Source organism: Hymenobacter sp. BRD67 (assembly GCF_013256425.1).
In the GTDB taxonomy this organism is placed as follows: domain Bacteria; phylum Bacteroidota; class Bacteroidia; order Cytophagales; family Hymenobacteraceae; genus Hymenobacter.
This window is the reverse complement of record NZ_CP053904.1, coordinates 2382784-2399050: the sequence shown is the minus strand read 5'-3', so window position 1 is coordinate 2399050 and position 16267 is coordinate 2382784. Positions and strand designations below refer to the sequence as shown.

The 16267-nt window shown below is 60.5% G+C and carries 11 protein-coding genes and 2 pseudogenes; all 13 read right to left on the bottom strand.

Annotated features, from left to right (window positions below):
• Position 1: 1 nt before the first annotated feature.
• Positions 2-994, bottom strand: a complete 993-nt coding sequence (locus GKZ67_RS11210; protein ID WP_173242361.1) for a T9SS type A sorting domain-containing protein — start codon at positions 992-994, stop codon at positions 2-4.
• Between the two features lie 59 nt (positions 995-1053).
• The gene (locus GKZ67_RS11205) at positions 1054-1524 is read right to left on the bottom strand and encodes a nuclear transport factor 2 family protein (protein WP_173242359.1); all 471 of its coding nucleotides are present in this window, start codon (positions 1522-1524) and stop codon (positions 1054-1056) included.
• A gap of 81 nt (positions 1525-1605) precedes the next feature.
• Positions 1606-2601, bottom strand: coding sequence for an MFS transporter (locus tag GKZ67_RS11200; protein WP_317172130.1), 996 nt, complete (start codon positions 2599-2601; stop codon positions 1606-1608).
• Positions 2602-2672: 71 nt separating this feature from the next.
• A pseudogene (locus tag GKZ67_RS24635) lies at positions 2673-2960 on the bottom strand (MFS transporter); the annotation flags it as partial.
• Between the two features lie 141 nt (positions 2961-3101).
• A complete protein-coding gene (locus GKZ67_RS11195; RefSeq protein ID WP_173242357.1) occupies positions 3102-3758 on the bottom strand; it encodes a bifunctional 4-hydroxy-2-oxoglutarate aldolase/2-dehydro-3-deoxy-phosphogluconate aldolase in 657 nt (218 codons plus the stop codon).
• 129 nt (positions 3759-3887) lie between these two features.
• On the bottom strand, positions 3888-4901 hold the full coding sequence (locus tag GKZ67_RS11190; RefSeq protein WP_173242356.1) for a sugar kinase: 1014 nt from the start codon (positions 4899-4901) through the stop codon (positions 3888-3890).
• A 187-nt stretch (positions 4902-5088) separates the two neighbouring features.
• Positions 5089-6534 carry a glucuronate isomerase gene (uxaC, locus tag GKZ67_RS11185; protein WP_173242354.1) on the bottom strand — a complete coding sequence of 482 codons (1446 nt, stop codon included), beginning with the start codon at positions 6532-6534 and terminating at the stop codon, positions 5089-5091.
• 113 nt (positions 6535-6647) lie between these two features.
• The gene (locus GKZ67_RS11180; protein WP_173242352.1) at positions 6648-8297 is read right to left on the bottom strand and encodes a UxaA family hydrolase; all 1650 of its coding nucleotides are present in this window, start codon (positions 8295-8297) and stop codon (positions 6648-6650) included.
• A 74-nt stretch (positions 8298-8371) separates the two neighbouring features.
• A complete protein-coding gene (locus GKZ67_RS11175; RefSeq protein ID WP_254244769.1) occupies positions 8372-9721 on the bottom strand; it encodes a tagaturonate reductase in 1350 nt (449 codons plus the stop codon).
• 38 nt (positions 9722-9759) lie between these two features.
• Positions 9760-9903: a hypothetical protein gene (locus GKZ67_RS23515; RefSeq protein ID WP_254244768.1), complete on the bottom strand. Its 144-nt coding sequence runs from the start codon at positions 9901-9903 to the stop codon at positions 9760-9762.
• A gap of 25 nt (positions 9904-9928) precedes the next feature.
• Positions 9929-11047, bottom strand: a complete 1119-nt coding sequence (gene pelA / locus GKZ67_RS11170; protein WP_254244767.1) for a pectate lyase — start codon at positions 11045-11047, stop codon at positions 9929-9931.
• A gap of 17 nt (positions 11048-11064) precedes the next feature.
• Entirely contained in the window at positions 11065-12927 is a 1863-nt protein-coding gene (locus GKZ67_RS11165) for a RagB/SusD family nutrient uptake outer membrane protein (protein WP_173242350.1), read from the bottom strand.
• 13 nt (positions 12928-12940) lie between these two features.
• Positions 12941-16236: pseudogene (locus GKZ67_RS11160) on the bottom strand (SusC/RagA family TonB-linked outer membrane protein).
• Between the last annotated feature and the right edge of the window lie 31 nt (positions 16237-16267).

Genomic DNA, 16267 nt, shown 5'->3' with positions numbered 1-16267 from the left:
CTTAATCGATGGCCAGCCGGCGGCTCTGCTGGCCGTTGCGCACAATGTAGAGGCCCGGCGACAGGCTGCTCAGGTCAAGCGAAGCCCCGGCAGCCGGCGCCAGCGTACGCACCAGCCGGCCCTGGCTGTCGTGCAGGGTCACGGGCTGCTGGGCATCGTAGCTCACGAGCCCCACGCGGCCGTGGGCGGGGTTGGGCGCCAGCTGAAAAGCAGCCGCGGCCACCCCAGGGGCCATAGCCGTTACTACGCTCGGCGTGAAGGTGAAAATGCGTCCGCTCGTGGCCCGGCTGGTGATGGTGGAGGTTTCGGCCGTGGTACTGGTGGTAGCAGTAAGCTGCAGGTCCGACAGCGAGATAAAGTCGCCGCTGGTTGGCCCCGCCAGGCCCACCGAAGCACTGCGCGTCGAGCCATACGCGCTGCCACTGCCCTGCAGGTAATCGAATACTACTACGTTGGTGCCTTCAAATAGCTGCACGAAGAACGAGCATACCGGCCCGGTTGCGCCGGGTGCCCAGCGAACGTTGCGCCATTCAATGGTAAAGACGCGGCTGCCGGCCGTGCCCGTGGTCTGGTAGTACAGGTTGCCATCCATGGTGGGGTCGGGCGGCGAGGCGGCCGTGCCAAACGAGATATCATCCCAGAGCGGCGCAATGATGGGGCGTAGTGTGCTCGTAGCCAGGTTATTGACCGGCGTTGCGCTGGTCAGCGCCTGGCCCAGCGTCAGGAAGCCATTGGTTGAGGCCGATACGGTCGTGTACGACGTGCCCGCGAACTTAAAGGTGAAGCCCAGCGGCAGGTTGTTGTAGTAGCCTTCGTCTTCGGTGCCGGCGGTGCGCACGGCAAGGGTGGTGGGCTCCAGTACGGTGTAAGCGCCGGCGTTGCTGCCGCTGGCTACCATCGTGTAGGAGCTGGCCTTCTGAGCGGCAGCCGCCAGCGGCAGGGCCAGGGCCAGGGCCAGGAGGGCAAGGCGCGAAACGGAAGTAAAAGTGCTCAAAGCAAAGAGGAAAAGGGTGAAGAAGAAAAAAATAACTAGGCTTAACTCGTTCAGGCACCTTATTTCTCGGGTTGCTTCTGCGACTGCCACAGCACTACCTGCCACCCTTTTTTAGGGTCTTTTATCTGGGTGGTCACGTACTTGAGATGGGCCACATTGGGTGAGCCATCGGGCTTGTTTGGTTGGTAGATAACGATTTGGCCGTTGACGACGGCGGTCTGCCCATCGTTGTAGGCCCGCACGTTAATAGCCTCTACCTCAATCTTATCATACACGCTCTTGCCGTCGCGGATGCTTTGCAGGTAATCGGTTTTGCCGTTTTGCTTGCCGCTGGCGTGGGTATAGATAAGGTCGTCGGCGAATGCTTTTTCGAGGAAAGCGAAATCCTTGCTCACCTGGGCCGCGAAGCGCTGGCGCTCCAGCTTCTCGACTTCCTGAGCGGCGGCCACGTTTTTCTTGTTCGGAGCCTGGGCAAACGTGAGGAAAGGCAAGGCCAGCAGGAAGGCCAGCAGGAGCGAAATCTTTTTCATATAGTGAAAAGGGTATATTTTGTGATGAGACGGGCTGCTTTGTCAGAGAGAACGCGGAGTAGTAGACTTCTCTTACCACCTTTAATCCGTCTCGTCGAGCTTGATGGGCTCTATGCGCGGCACCAGCGTAAACATCAGTACCCAGGCCAATAAATAGGCCGCCCCGCAGATAAAGAACATGATATAGTACGCCTTATCGAGCTGGCCGATAGACTCGTAGTGCACAAACATGCGCTTCTGCACCAGGGCCGTGAGCGCGATGCCGCCCAGGCCGCCGGCCATGCCGCCGATGCCCGTGACCGAGGCCACGGCCCGCTTGGGAAACATATCCGATACGGTGGTGAAGATGTTGGCGCTCCAGGCCTGGTGGGCCGCCGCCGCAATGCCGATAACCAAGACCGCCAGCCACATATCAATGCTTCCCAACCACTGCGCAAACACAATCGGAAACACGCAGAAGGCGATAGCCAGCATAGCCGTTTTGCGGGCCTGAAAAGCCGGCATGCCGCGCTTGATAAAGCCCAGCGGCAGGTAGCCGCCGCCCACGCTGCCAATGCTCGACAAGATGTACACCGCCGCTACCGGCAGGGCAATGGCCGTGCCCGTGAGGTGGTACTGCTTGCCCAGAAAATCGGGTAGCCAAAACAAGTAAAACCACCAGATGGGGTCGGTAATAAACTTGCCGATAACGAAGGCCCAGGTTTGGCGGAAGCCCAGCAGGGGCAGCCAGCCCACTTTGGGCTTTTCTTCTACTACACCCTCGGCCGGCAGGCCCACCGGAATATCGGCGTTGATGTAGTCAAACTCGGCCTTGCTCAGGCGCTTGCTCTCGGCCGGCGTTTCGTAGATTAGCATCCAGAGCACCAGCCAGATAAAGCCCAGCGCGCCGGTAATAATAAAGGCCCACTGCCAGCCAATGTGCTCGGCAATCCAGGGCACCGAGAGCGGGGCCACGATAGCCCCGACGTTGGAGCCCGAATTGAAGATGCCCGTGGCCAGCGCCCGCTCGCGCTGCGGAAACCATTCGGCGGTCGTCTTGATAGCGGCCGGGAAGTTGCCGGCCTCCGTAATACCCAAAAACCCCGCGCCACGCCAAAGCCCAGCGTGCTGCTCACCAGCGCGTGGCCCATGGCCGCCACGCTCCACAGCGCCGTCGAAAGCGCGTAGCCCAGCTTGGTGCCCAGCTTGTCGATGATGCGGCCCACGCCAATCATGCCCACGGCATACGCCAGCTTAAAGGCAATCTCGATGTTGGCGTAGTCGCCCGAGTTCCAGTGAAAAGCCTTTTCGAGGTAGGGCTTCAGCAGCGAGATAACCGCCCGGTCGAGGTAGTTGATGGTGGTAGCAAAAAATACCAGCGAACAGATAGTCCAGCGGTATTTGCCCACGACCGTCGAGTCGGTGCCGGGCGGCGAGCTGCTAAGGGTGGGATTCATAGAATAGAGCTTTCGTATTGAATACTTAAAATTCGGTTGTCATCGCGAGCCTGCGAAGCAATCGCATCAGAACGTAATCGTCCGGGTGTAGTGCAGGTGCGATTGCTTCGCAGGCTCGCAATGACAGCTGATTAGTGGTTATCAACCAGCCGCTACTTGCTTCTGTAAAAAGTGCATCAGTGGCGCCACGCGCGCCGTAATCGTAGCCGCGTCGCTGGCCCCTTTGAAGAGCTGCGAGCCCACGCCCACCACATTTACCCCGGCCCCAAACCACTCGGTGAGGCTGGCCTCGGTAGGCTCGACGCCGCCCGTAACCATGAGCTTGACGGTGGGCATGGGGCCGCGCAGGGCCTTCACATAATCAGGGCCGACGAGGTTGCCGGGGAAAATTTTGACGAGCTGCGCGCCGAGCTGCGTGGCGGCATAAATCTCATTCGGCGTCAGGGCACCGGGCAGCCAGGCTACGTCGTGGCGCTGGCAGACGGCGGCTACCTCGGCCGTGGTAACGGGCTGCACGATGAAGGCCGCGCCGGCCGCAATGAAGCGCTCGGCATCGGCGGCGGTGTAGATGGTGCCAATACCCAGCACGAGGTCGGGGCAGTCATCAGCCACCAGCTTGACAAGCTCCTGAAAAACCTCAAAAGCATTGGCCCCGCGGTTGGTAAACTCAAATACCCGCACGCCCCCGGCGTAGCAGCCCCGCACAATGGACTGGGCATATGCGGCATCGGCGTGAAAAAAGACCGGCACCAGTGGCGCTTGCAGTGTGCGGGCGATAACTTCTTGGGAAGAAAGCATAGGGGAAACCCCGCCCCCGACCCCTCCCCAAAAGGCAGGGGTGCCGGAAGGCAAAGGATTAGAAGCAAGAAAAAAACGCAGAAAAATCGGCTGGCTTCCCTCCCTGTTGGGCCGGGGCCGGGAATGAGGTTACCGGAGCAGGCGCCCCGTCAGGTTGCCCTGCATGAGGTGCTCGACTTCGGCGGGCGTCACCAGGTTGATGTCGCCGTGAATGGTGTGCTTCAGCGCCGAAGCGATGGTAGCGAAGGATAGCGCCTGGGCACGGTCTTCATAAGCATGAGAGCCATAGATAAAGCCTGAAATAAACGAGTCACCGCCACCGATTCGGTCTACCACGGGCGAGATATCGTAAAAGGGTGTTTCGAAGAACTCGCCCTGGTCCCAAAGCAGGCCGCAAATGCGCTCGTGTGAGGCACTTTGGGTTTGGCGGCGGGTAGCAATCACGCGCTTGATTTGCGGAAAGCGCTGCGCCAGCTGCTCACTCATCGAGCTAAAGCTGTTGGGGGCGGCGGCAGCGGGCTGGAGGCCAAACAGGTCGTCGGCGTCGCCCTCGGTGCAGACGACTATATCGCAGCCGGCCACGAGGGCGGGCATTACGTCCTGCGCCTTCTGGCCGTATTGCCATAGGTTGCGGCGGTAGTTGACGTCGGCCGACACAGTGAGCCCCAGGCGCCGGGCAGCGGCAATGGCGTCGGCAATAGCCTGAGCCGCGGCGGCCGAGATGGCGGGCGTGATGCCGGTCCAGTGCAGCCAGCCGGCGTTTTTCAGAATCTCATCCCAGTTGAAAGCAGCCGGGTCGAGGTGCGCGAAGGCCGATTCGGCCCGGTCATACACAATGCGGCTGGGCCGCAGCGACGCGCCTACTTCCAGAAAGTACAAGCCGAGGCGGTGGCCTTCGGTGAAGAGGCAATGGGTGGTATCGACGCCGTAGCGGCGCAGGTGGCTGGCCGCCGCGTAGCCCAGCTCATTGGCCGGAAAAGCCGAAACGTGGGCCGCCGGTACGCCCATCTGGGCCAGGGCGGCGGCCACATTGGCGTCGCCACCCCCGTAGGTTACGTCGAGGGATGCCGCCTGGGAGAGCCGGTAGTTCAGCGGCGGCGAGAGCCGCATCATTACTTCGCCGAAGGTTACGACTTGTTTCATGTAGAAGAGGCAAAGCGCCTTTAACCGGTGCTAGTGCGGCCAGATTGCGGGTGAAAAGCGGGAGTACGATTGGAAAGGTAAGCCACCAGAAAGCCGTCTGAGCGTGCTGGCGCCATCTTTATTCATGCAAACGTTTCCGGTAGCGTTGCCAGTGACAAAGAAGCCGGTCTCTAAGTAACAGCTGTGCTTAGCTTGCTACCAGCTCCCTTGCGCCGGTGGGCTGCGCCGTTTTTTCAAAGCCGAAATACTTGCTGGCATTGTGGTAGCTGATATTTTCGACCAGCTGGCCCAGCCAGGGCAGCTCGTCGGCCGGCAATTCGCCGTTCTCTACATCGCGGCCGATGAGGTTGCACAGAATGCGGCGGAAGTACTCGTGGCGCGGAAACGACAGGAAGCTGCGCGAGTCGGTGAGCATACCCACAAACTGGCTGAGCAGGCCCATGTTGCTGAGCGCGTTGAGCTGCTTTTCCATGCCATCCTTCTGGTCGAGAAACCACCAGCCCGAGCCAAACTGAATCTTACCAGCCACGGAGCCATCCTGAAAGTTACCAATCATGGTGGCCATCAGGTCGTTATCGGCCGGGTTCAGGTTGTAGATAATCGTCTTGGTGAGCTTATCCTGGTTATCGAGCCGGTCGAGGAAGCGCGACAGGGCGCGGCCCTGCGAAAAGTCCCCAATCGAGTCCCAGCCCGTGTCGGGGCCGAGCTGGCGCAGCGCCCGCGTGTTGTTGTTGCGCAGCGCGCCAAGGTGAAACTGCTGCGTCCAGCCTTTCTCCCAGTCCAGCTCGGCCAGGAAAATCAGCATGGCCGATTTAAACTGCTCAATCTCCGGAGCGCTGAGCGGCTGCCCGGCGCGGGCTTTGGTGAAGATGGCGGCTACTTCTTCTGCGGTATGGTCGGCGGCATATATCTGCTCCAGGCCGTGGTCGGACAGCCGGCCGCCCAGGGTAGCGAAGAAATCGTGGCGCTGGCGCAGGGCAGCTTGCAGGTCGGCGTAGGTATTGATTGCTACACCGGCCGCTGCGCCCAGCTTGGCGAGGTACTGGCGGTAGTCGGCCGCCTCGGGCGTCATGGCCTTGTCGGGGCGGAAGGTCGGCAGCATGCGCGTGCCAAAGCCCTGGCCGGCCAGCGCCTGGTGAAACTCCAGCGAATCGGCCGGGTCATCGGTGGTGCACACCGTTTCGACTTTCATTTTGCGCAACAGGCCCTGCACCGAGTACTCGGGCGTCTGAAGTAAGGCATTGCACTGGTCATATATGCGCCGGGCGCTATCCTTGTTCAGCAGCTCCGTAATGCCGAAATAGCGGCGCAGCTCCAGGTGCGTCCAGTGATACAAGGGGTTGCGCACGGTATAAGGCACCGTTTCGGCCCATTTCTCAAATTTCTCCCAGTCCGAGGCGTCGCCCGTCACGTAGCGCTCGTTCACGCCGTTGGCGCGCATGGCCCGCCACTTGTAGTGGTCACCATAGAGCCAGATTTGGGTGATATTCTCAAACTGCCGGTTTTGGGCAATCTGGTCGGGCGGCAGGTGGCAGTGGTAGTCAATAATAGGCTGCGGCGCGGCGTGCTCGTGGTAGAGCGTGCGGGCCGTCTCGGTCTGGAGCAGAAAGTCGTCGGAAAGGAAGGGCTTCATAATTCAGCTATCAATTAGTAGTGAGCAATTATCAATAAAAATTCATATTGAAGAATGCCATGCTTCGCTGCGCTCTGCATGACGTTCTTCAAGAGAGTGGCTGCACCTGTCACCTACAAAGACACCCCGCGCTTCCACGGAATAAAGTCGGTCTGGCCGTGGCGCACGGCGCTCACTTCCAGGCCACTGGCTACCTGAATCACGTAGTCGAGAATGCGCTCGCCGGCTTGCTCAATGGTTTCTTCGCCGTCGATAACAGTGCCGGTGTTCAGGTCGATGATGTCGGGCATGCGCTCGGCCAGCTTGGTATTGGAGCTGATTTTGACGACCGGCGCAATGGGGTTGCCGGTGGGTGTGCCCAGGCCGGTGGTGAAAAGCACCACGTTGGCGCCCGAGCCGACTTCGGCCGTGGTGCTTTCCACGTCGTTGCCGGGCGTGCAGAGCAAATTCAGGCCGGGCTTGGTTACCGGCTCGGGATAGTCGAGCACGGCCACTACCGGCGACGAGCCGCCCTTGCGGGCCGCGCCGGCCGATTTCATGGCGTCGGTAATCAGGCCGTCGCGGATGTTGCCGGGCGAGGGGTTCATATCGAAGCCCGAGCCTACGGCTACCGCGCTTTCGCCGTAGGCTTTCATCAGCGAGGTAAAGCGCTGGGCCGTGTCGTGGTCAACCGAGCGGTTCACGATTTCCTGCTCTACGCCGCACAGCTCCGGAAACTCGGCCAGAATAACCGAGCCGCCAAGGGCCACCAGCAGGTCAGAAACGTGGCCCACGGCCGGGTTGGCCGAGATGCCCGAGAAGCCGTCCGAGCCGCCGCACTCCAGGCCGATAGTCAGCTTGCTGAGCGGCGCGGGCTGGCGCTGCTGCTGGTTGGCCTGCATAAGGCCGGCGAAGGTCTGCCGCAGGGCCGTGCTCACCAGCGCTTCCTCCGTGCCGATTTTCTGCTGCTCCAGAATAAACAGCGGCTTGGCAAAGTGCGGGTCGCGCTTGTTGATTTCGTCCTGTAGCATACTCACCTGCGCATTCTGGCAGCCCAGGCTGAGCACTGTAGCCCCCGCCACGTTGGGGTGGGTGATGTAGCCGGCCAGCAGGCCGCAAAGCGTCTGGGCATCCTGGCGAATGCCGCCGCAGCCACCCTCGTGGCTCAGAAAGCGGATGCCGTCCACGTTGGGGAAGGGTTTCACTTTCTGCTGATTCACTTCGGCCGAGTGCAGGTCGGTGGCCAGAATCTCTTCTACCGACTTACCAGCCTGCATCAGCTCGAGCAGCGCCTGGGTCTGGGGCTGGTAGCTCTTGCGGCGGGCGTAGCCGAGGTCGTTTACCAGCGCTTCTTCGAGCACCTGAATATTTCTGTTTTCGCAAAAAACCAGCGGGATAACCAGCCAGTAGTTGGCCGTGCCCACGCGCCCATCAGGCCGGTGGTAGCCCAGGAAGGTGCGCTCCTCAAACTTACTTACGTCGGGCTGCGCCCAGCTCTGGCGGTGCTGGCCTTCCTGAAACGAGCCGGTAGCGTGCCTGATGTTGGCCGTAGTAAGCAGGCCGCCCCGGCCCACGGGCGAGGCCATTTTGCCTACCAGCACGCCGTACATATGCACGGGGTCGCCGGCGGCCAGGTTTTGCAGCGCCAGCTTATGCTTGGCCGGTATCCTCTCAGTAGTGGTCACGGTTGCCCCGTCCCAGGTTACGGGCGTGCCGATGGGCAGGTCGGTGAGGGCGACGAGCACGTTGTCGGCGGGGTGAATCTTCGCAACTAAATGTTTCATAACTATCTGCTTACTATCTGTTAGGTGGTCATTCCGGCCGCCTCAGGGGCCGAAAAGCTCTCAGCCAGCCATCTTTAAACAGCTGCGCGCTGCGATTTATTCAATTTAGCGGCCAGGGTAGCCGCCGCGCCTTGCTGCTGCAACTGGAGCAGATACTCGGTTACGGCTGGTGCGAAGCCGGGCAACAGAGTCAGGTCGCTGTCCCACAAGTCCGCGTTGCTTAGGACCGTCTGTGCTACTTCGGCTGCCGGTAGGCGCTGCCAGAGGCCGGCAAAATAGCTGGCCTGCTCATCCTGAATCGGGTATTCCTGGCCCTGCGTTTCGCCATACCAGGCCTTGCCATCCTGGCGGGTGCTGCGCATAAAGAGCAGGTAGGCCGCAAAGCCCAGCGCCACGTACTGCGGCACGGCCTTAAGCCGCTCGTAGTAGTGCAGCAAATCGGGGACAACGCGCATCCGTAGCTTGGCCGAGTAGTTGAGCGTAATAGCCAGCCAGCGGTGCTCCACGGCCGGGTTGCGGAAGCGGTCGAGCACCTGCATACCAAAGCGCTGACCTGTTTTCTCATCGATAGGGTAGGGGATGCCGGGCAGCAAATCGGCCAGCATCAGATTGCGGATGTACGTGAGCAGGCAGTCGTCCTCCATCGCCTCGCGCACGGTGGGCACACCTGCCAGCAGCGCCAGCCCGCAAGCCAGCGAATGCGTGCCGTTGAGCAGGCGCAGCTTCAGCTCCTTAAACTGATTGATGTCGGGCTGCACAATAATGCCGGCATCCGCTTGCTGAAAGCTCAGCACGCTCTTTACGCGCTCACCGCCTTCTATAGCCCACAGGCGGTAGGCTTCCGACATAATAAGTAGCTCGTCCTCGTAGCCCAGCTCCTGCGTGAGCGTAGCGTGGGCCGCAGCATCGGGCTGACCCGGTACAATACGGTCGACCAGCGAGTTGCAAACAGTATTGGCCGTTTCGAGCCAGTGCAGGAAGCCGCTGTCGGGCACCTGCTGCTCGGCCAGCTCGCGCAGGATGTCATGCAGCCTGGTGCCGTTTTCAGGAATCAGCTCGGTGGGCACAATTACCAGCCCCTTATCGGCGGCGCCGGCAAAAGCCTCGTAGCGGGCCAGCAGCACGGCCAATAGCTTGCCCGGAAACGAGAGCGGCGGTGTAGCGCGCACATCATCCGTTTCGTCGAGCACGATGCCTACTTCCGTCGTATTGGAGAGCACAATCTGCAAGGCGGGGCTGGCAGCAACCTCCAGCACCTCTGCCCACTGGCTTTTAGCTGAGAGCACCCGGCTGATGCTGGCGCACACCACGTCCTGGCTTACGGGTTGGCCATCTTCCACGCCACGTACGCACACCGTATACAGGCCATCCTGGCGGGCAAAAGCGGTAGCATCGCCGCCATCCGTGCTTTTCACCACTACCACCCGGCCATTAAAGACCCCTTGACGGTTGGCCTGGTCAATCAGAAAGTCGGGCAGGCCCGCAGCAACACCCCCGTGCCGAACTGCAACACTTTTTCGGGCAGGTTAAATAAAGCAGCAGCGGGCAGCGCCACGGCCGGGCTGGCGGCTCCGGCCCGCACTAGCTCTTGCGAAAGAGATAACATATAGGTAAGTAGATTATTAGTCAAATCAGTTGGTGGCAGCAGAAGCAGCATGTCCCCATTTCTGCTGCCACTTGGGGTATTCGCGGGTGAGCAGCTTTTCGGGCCAGGTGCCGGCATAGCCGTAGCCGGTGCGGCGCTCCACTTCGATATCGGCCAGCTGCGCATGCTTCCTGCTGTCGCGGCCCACGTAAATAGGCTGGTTGGTATCCAAGTCATAAAAGCGGGCCCAGACGGTGCTACCAGGCTCGGAAACCATTACCCGGTCGCGGCCTTTGGGCTGCCGGGAATCGGCTACGTCCTTTATCGTCATATTCTCCAGCTTCGAAGCCTCAAACCAGGCAATAGCTGCGGTTACAGCGCGTCGCACTTCGGGCGTAGGCTGGTCGAGGCTCATCAGAAACTCGGTAATGCCCACCGACTCGGAGCCGCTGAGCGAAGCCAGCTCGAAGGCCCGGGCCTGGCAGGGCAGCAGCGTGAGGCGGTCGTGCTGAGCGCACCACACCGTGGGCTGGCCCCGGCGCACATATTGGGTTTTTAGGATGCATTGCACGCCCAGGCTCACTGCCCGCCGGGCCGGAGCCACCAGGGCCGGGTCAACCAGCGCAAAGCCACCTTTCTTCTCCGCTACTGCCTGCAACACCCGCAGCGCATTTACCATCGCATTGTCGTTGTAGGTAATCTGGGCGCGGTAAAGCCTGTTGTCGGGAAAATACTGCGGGAAGCCCCCGCTGGGCTGCTGCATCTGCAGCAGGTAGCGAATACCTCGTTCGGCCGCTGCCCGATAGGCCGGATTCCCGGTTTGCTGAAAAGCCCCGACGAGGTAATTGATTTCGCGGGTGGTGGCATTATTGTCGATGGTTGCATCGTCGCGGCCGTCATCGCGGCGGGCCGCCTGGAGCTCGGCCGTGCTCATGCGGTGGCGGTAGTCTACTTTGGCATTATCCACGACTTTGGGCCACCCACCCACGCTTCGCTGGAAAGCCAGCATCTTTTCGGCGGTAGTATCGGTCGGCTCACTAAGAGCCGGCCCGGCTAGCCGGTTGCCGGCCAGCGCGGTAGTTGCCCACCCCATACTTATACCCAGGAAAAGAGCGACGGCCTTCATGGTGAAAAAGCACTTGCCGGGCAGCGAGCCTATGCTCACTGCCCGGTAGGAGGTGGTTAGTAGCCCGAGTTTTGAGTGAGCGCCGGGTCCACATCGATAGTCGATTGTGGAATGGGCAGCAGCTCTTTGCCAGCGTTGGGAACGTACTCAGCCGCCAGGCCGGTGCCGGTGCTCGGCGAGCCCATGTAGCTGCTGCCGCTGGGTTGCGTGTTGGCCACGTAGGAAGTCGTGATAGAAGCCGCCCAGCTGGCGCTAGTGGTACCGGCCGGGGCAGTAGCCGGGGCAGCCGTGTAGAAGGAGCGCGCGAATTGCAGCCCGCCCGTTATAGGTTTGAAGTACACTGTAGCGGGCACGGTTACCGTAATCTGGCTGGGGCCGTAGGGCACAGTACCGGCGGCCTGCATCTGGGCAATCTTAGCTTTCACGTCGGCCAGCTTACTGGCCAGCAAATTCCAGCGTAGCAGGTCATACTTGCGAATGCCTTCGCCTCCAAACTCGAGGTAGCGCTCATTTACCAGCGCATTAAAGAAGGCATCCTTGCTGGTGAGGTTGAGGCCCGCGGCAGCCTTGGTCGCATTGCCAGCAAAGGCACGGGTGCGTACTTCGAGCAGCGCCTTCTGAGCGTCGGCGGTGGGGCCGTTCAACTCATTTTCGGCTTCCGCAAACAGCAGCTCCACATCGGCGAAGCGAATCAGCGGCCAGCTGTAGCCCAGGTAGTTGCTCGTGCCGGGCAGCGCTGGCACGCGCCATTCGCGCCGAAACTTCCCATCGGTGCCGTTGGCCAGGGTGGTAGCGGCGTAGGCGTTGGTATTGCTGATGGTGTAGAGTGTGATGGTAACGTCGCGGCGCACATCGGTCGAGTCGAAGGCGTAGAAGTAGGGCGGCGCAATGGTAATAGCGCCGCTCGAAGAGCCAAAGGTGGGAGACGCGCTCAGGCGGGGCCCGTCGTAATACCCCAGCTTGCTGTCGCTGGCCGAGCCCGAGCCGCCCATGCCTACGGTCATCATCAGCTCGTTGGCCGCCTCGGTGCGCAGCTCGTTGATGCTCTTGAAGGTTTCCAGGAAGCTGCTGTTAAGCGTGTGCTCCGAGCGGTGGTTCATTATATCGAGGCATTCCTGCCGGGCTATCTTGTAGTAGTCGAGGTAGTCGGTGGGGCGCGACATGGCCAGGCCGTGTAGGGCATAGCCGCCGCGCTGCATCGCAATACGAGCCCGCAGGGCCTTGATAGCCCCTTTGGTGAAGCGCTCATTGGTAACGCCGGCCGCCGAGCGCCAGGGCACCATCTTTTCGGCAATGGCCAGGTCGTCTATCAGGCGCTTAAGGGTAGCGTTGCGGTCTGAGTTGGGTAGGTTCACATCCTGGCCCGTCACGGTCGGCGAAAACTGAGCGGGCACGTCGCCCCAGTTGCGCACCAGCTCCAGGTAAAACTGCGCGCGCAGGGCCAGTGCTTCGCCGTAGAGGCGGTGCATGGTGGCCGTGTCGGCGGCGACGCCACCATTGTAAGCGGGCGAGAGGGGCAGATTGGCGATGCAGATATTGGCCCGCTCCACGCCCTGGTACAGACGGTTCCAGGGGTTGGTAATCTCCGTGTTGGTCGAAAACGTTTTGTAGCGTGCAATGCTGCGGCGGCCTCCGTCGATGGGACCCGCTGAGCCAATCAGCTCATCGGTATCGTAGGGATAGTACTGGGAAATACGGTTGCCATAGCCCGCATCGCCGGCCAGCATGTTGTAGGTGCCGATGAGGGCCGTAGTAGCCCCGGCGGCGGTGCTAAAGGTGGCGTCGGTAGTGTTAAGCGCAATCGGCTCGACGTCGAGGTAGTTCTTGCACGAGCCCAGTAGGCCAGCCGCGCCGGCTACTACCAGCGCCGAAGCTGCCAGTCGGCCGTACTTGCCAGGTTTAGAAGAAAATATAGACATGATGGGTGGGGAATTAAAGCGAGAGGTTAACACCGAACAGGAAGGCCTTGCTACGCGGATAAGCAGCGTAATCGACGCCCGGCGTCAGGGGCGTGGCGCGGCGGGTGTTCACCTCCGGGTCGTAGCCCGAGTAGCCCGTCAGGGTCGCCAGGTTGTTCATGGTTACGTAGAAGCGCAGCTGGTTCACCTTAGCCCGCTGAATCAGAGCTTTCGACAGGGAGTAACCCAGGGTGATGTTGTTGAGGCGCAGGAACGACCCTTTTTCGATGTCCGACGACTGCAGGAAGAACTGGCGGCTGGGAGCCGCTACCGTCGCATTCTGGTTCAGGGCACTGAGGGCAGCAGGGTCGGTTACCAGTACGCCATTGTTGTCGTAGCTGCGGTATCGGCCGGCTTCCTCACCCAGTAGGTTGGTGAGGGGGTAAGCGGCGGTAGTAAACTCAATCTTGTTGGCGTTGTAAATGTCGTTGCCGTACACAAAGTTCACGAAAATGCTGGCATCGAAGCTCTTATAGGTGAACTGCTGGTTCAGGCCGCCGGTTACCTTGGGGTTGGCATTGCCGATAACGGTGCGGTCGTTGTTGACGTCAACTACGCCGTCGCCATTGAGGTCTTTCAGCTTGACCACGCCGGGGGCCAGGGAGGTGAGGCCGGTTACGCTCAGGTCGTTGGCTACGGGCTTGTCGGTGCGCAGCTTCCACACTTTGTTTACGGCGTCGTAGCCGCTGAAGTCGTCGGTGGTATAGAAGCCGTCACTCACGAAGCCATACATCAGGCCTACTGGCTGCCCTACCCGCACTACGTAGTCGGTTGGGATGGTAGAGGCGGTGCCGGCCCAGCCCGACGACAGGTAAAACTCGTTCAGGTTGGGGCCCAGGTCGTCGATGCGGTTCCGGTTAAGCGAGGCATTGGCCGTGGCCGACCAGGTAAAGTTTTGGGTCTGGATTACCGTGCCGCTCACCTGAAACTCAAGGCCCCGGTTGGAGGTGCGCCCAATATTCTGGAGCTGGCTCGTATAGCCGAGGAAGGCTGGTACCGGGCGGTTTACCAGCAGGTCGTTGGTGGTATTGTAGTAGACATCAGCCGTAAACTGCACCCGGTTGTTGAACATTGCCAGGTCGACACCGGCATCGCGCGAGGTCGTAATTTCCCAGCGCAGGTTGGGGTTGGAAAGGCCCGTTGCGGCGGAGCCCAGCACCTGCTGATGGTTGAGGTAGTAAACCGCGCTGCCGCCCTGAAAGAGCTGGTCGCCCAAGAAGTCGTTGATGCGGTTGTTACCAGCCTGGCCGTAGCTGAGGCGCAGCTTAAGGTCCGAGACGGGCTTTACATTCTCCATAAAGCTCTCTTTCGAGATGCGCCAGGCGGCCGAGGCCGCCGGGAAGTAACGGTGCTGGTTGTCAGTGCCCATGTAGTCCTTAAACTTGGACGAGCCGTCGCGGCGGGCCGTTGCCGTAAACAGGTACTTGTCGTCGTACGAGTAGTTGGCGCGGCCGAAGAACGAGAGCAGCGTATAGTTAACCGGAATGCCCGTAGTAGGGGGCTGCGGCTGCGAGGTAACGCCGGCTGGCAATACGCCCTGGTTTATGTTGGCTAGCGCCCGGGCGGCCGTAATGTCGAGCGGCAGGTAGTTGGTCTGGATGTATTGCTGGTTCGTCTGCTGCTGATAAATTTCCTCACCTGCCAGTACGTTCAGCGAGTGCTTCTCGTGCCGGAAGGTATAGTCGAGCACGTTCGAGTTGTTGAGGCTGTTTTGAGTAGTTGTGGTGATGGTAGCAAACGGCAGGTTGTTATACCCCCCCGATACCTGGCGGATGGTGGGCGAGTTGCGGCCGTTGAATGTGCTGGTGTTGAAGTCCGAGATGTCGGCTCCTGCCGTCGAGCGAAAAACCAGGTCCTTCGTGATATTGAAGCTGGCATTGGCGGCCAGGTTGAGCGTGCGGCGCTTATCCGAGCGGTATTCGTCATTGATGGCCAGTACCGGGTTCACCAGGCTGGAGTTGTTGAAGAAGTCGGAGTCAAAAACGTTGGGGTCCAGGGCCGTGCTGTGGCTGGTAGCCGGCACCGCCAGCGGCACGTACTGAATGGTATTGCGCAGGCGCGAGGTAGTATTCGAGCCGGTTGGTACGGCCTGGCCGTTGGTAGCAGTGCCCACGGCCGCGCCGGTGCCCGCCCCCAACGCCTCTTGGCTGTTGAAGCGCGTGTTGAAGCCGAAGCGGAACTTATCGCTCACCTTGTTATCCATCCGGAAGTTCATCAGGTAGCGGTTATAGCTGCTGCCCAGCTGAATGCCGTCCTCGTTGTTTTTGGTGAGGCTCAGCGAATAAGTCGTGCCTTTATTGCCGCCCGAAATCGACACGTTGTGCGTCTGCTGCATGGCATTGCGGCCAAATACCTGCTTCTGCCAATCCAGGAATGGTGCGTTGCGGGCGCTGTCGAGGCGGGCGCTGTTGTAGTCGGTAGTACCGAAATAGCTCTTAAACGTGGAGAGGCCCCCGGTTGAGGTACCAATCTGGCTGGCACGCTCATACTGGTAGTTGACGTAGTCGGTCGGGTTAAGCACCGGCAGCATCTTGGTAATCTTACGAATACCGGTGAAGCCGCTGTAGGTTACCGTGGTACGGCCTTCCTTGCCGCCTTTAGTGGTGATGATAACCACGCCGTTGGCGCCGCGGGCGCCATAGATAGCCGTGGCCGCAGCATCCTTCAGCACGTCTACCGAGGCAATGTCCTGCGGGGCAATAACGCCCAGCGCATTCTCTACCTGAATACCATCTACCACGTAAAGCGGCGTGTTATCCTGGGTGATGGAGTTACCCCCCGCACCCGCACCTGGAAGCTCTGGTTGCCGGGTGTGCCGTCCGAGGCATTCAGCTGTACCCCAGCCAGGCGGCCCTGGAGGGCTTCAGCTGCCGAGTTTACCGGTATATCCTTTATCTGCTGGGCATTAACCGATGATACAGCTCCGGTTACATCGCGGCGCTGCACCGCCTGGTAGCCGATTACCACTACATCGTCGAGCGATTGCGTATCGGAAGTCAGGGTAACGTTAAAAGTTGTTTTATCGCCAATGGCTACTTCCTGGCTCACGTAGCCAATGAAGCTGAAGCGTAGCGTAGCCGATTTGCTATCGGTCGGTACGCTCAACGAAAAGCTACCGTCGGCGCCGGTCGAAGCGCCAACCGTAGTGCCCTTCAGCACTACGGTTACGCCCGGCAGCGTCTCGCCGTCCGAGCCCTTGACAACGCCACTTACCTGGCGCGATTGGGCGAAGGCCAGGCCAATACTGCCGCAAAGCACCAGCCAAAGCATTAGAAGATGTTTTTTCATAAAAGAAGCAGCC

Bases quoted from the DNA above. Each gene is read 5' to 3' on its own strand.
- GKZ67_RS11180 (WP_173242352.1), bottom strand. From the start codon at position 8,297: ATGAAACATTTAGTTGCGAAGATTCACCCCGCCGACAACGTGCTCGTC.
- uxaC (WP_173242354.1), bottom strand. From the start codon at position 6,534: ATGAAGCCCTTCCTTTCCGACGACTTTCTGCTCCAGACCGAGACGGCC.
- GKZ67_RS23515 (WP_254244768.1), bottom strand. From the start codon at position 9,903: ATGTTATCTCTTTCGCAAGAGCTAGTGCGGGCCGGAGCCGCCAGCCCG.
- GKZ67_RS11205 (WP_173242359.1), bottom strand. From the start codon at position 1,524: ATGAAAAAGATTTCGCTCCTGCTGGCCTTCCTGCTGGCCTTGCCTTTC.
- GKZ67_RS11195 (WP_173242357.1), bottom strand. From the start codon at position 3,758: ATGCTTTCTTCCCAAGAAGTTATCGCCCGCACACTGCAAGCGCCACTG.
- GKZ67_RS11165 (WP_173242350.1), bottom strand. From the start codon at position 12,927: ATGTCTATATTTTCTTCTAAACCTGGCAAGTACGGCCGACTGGCAGCT.
- GKZ67_RS11190 (WP_173242356.1), bottom strand. From the start codon at position 4,901: ATGAAACAAGTCGTAACCTTCGGCGAAGTAATGATGCGGCTCTCGCCG.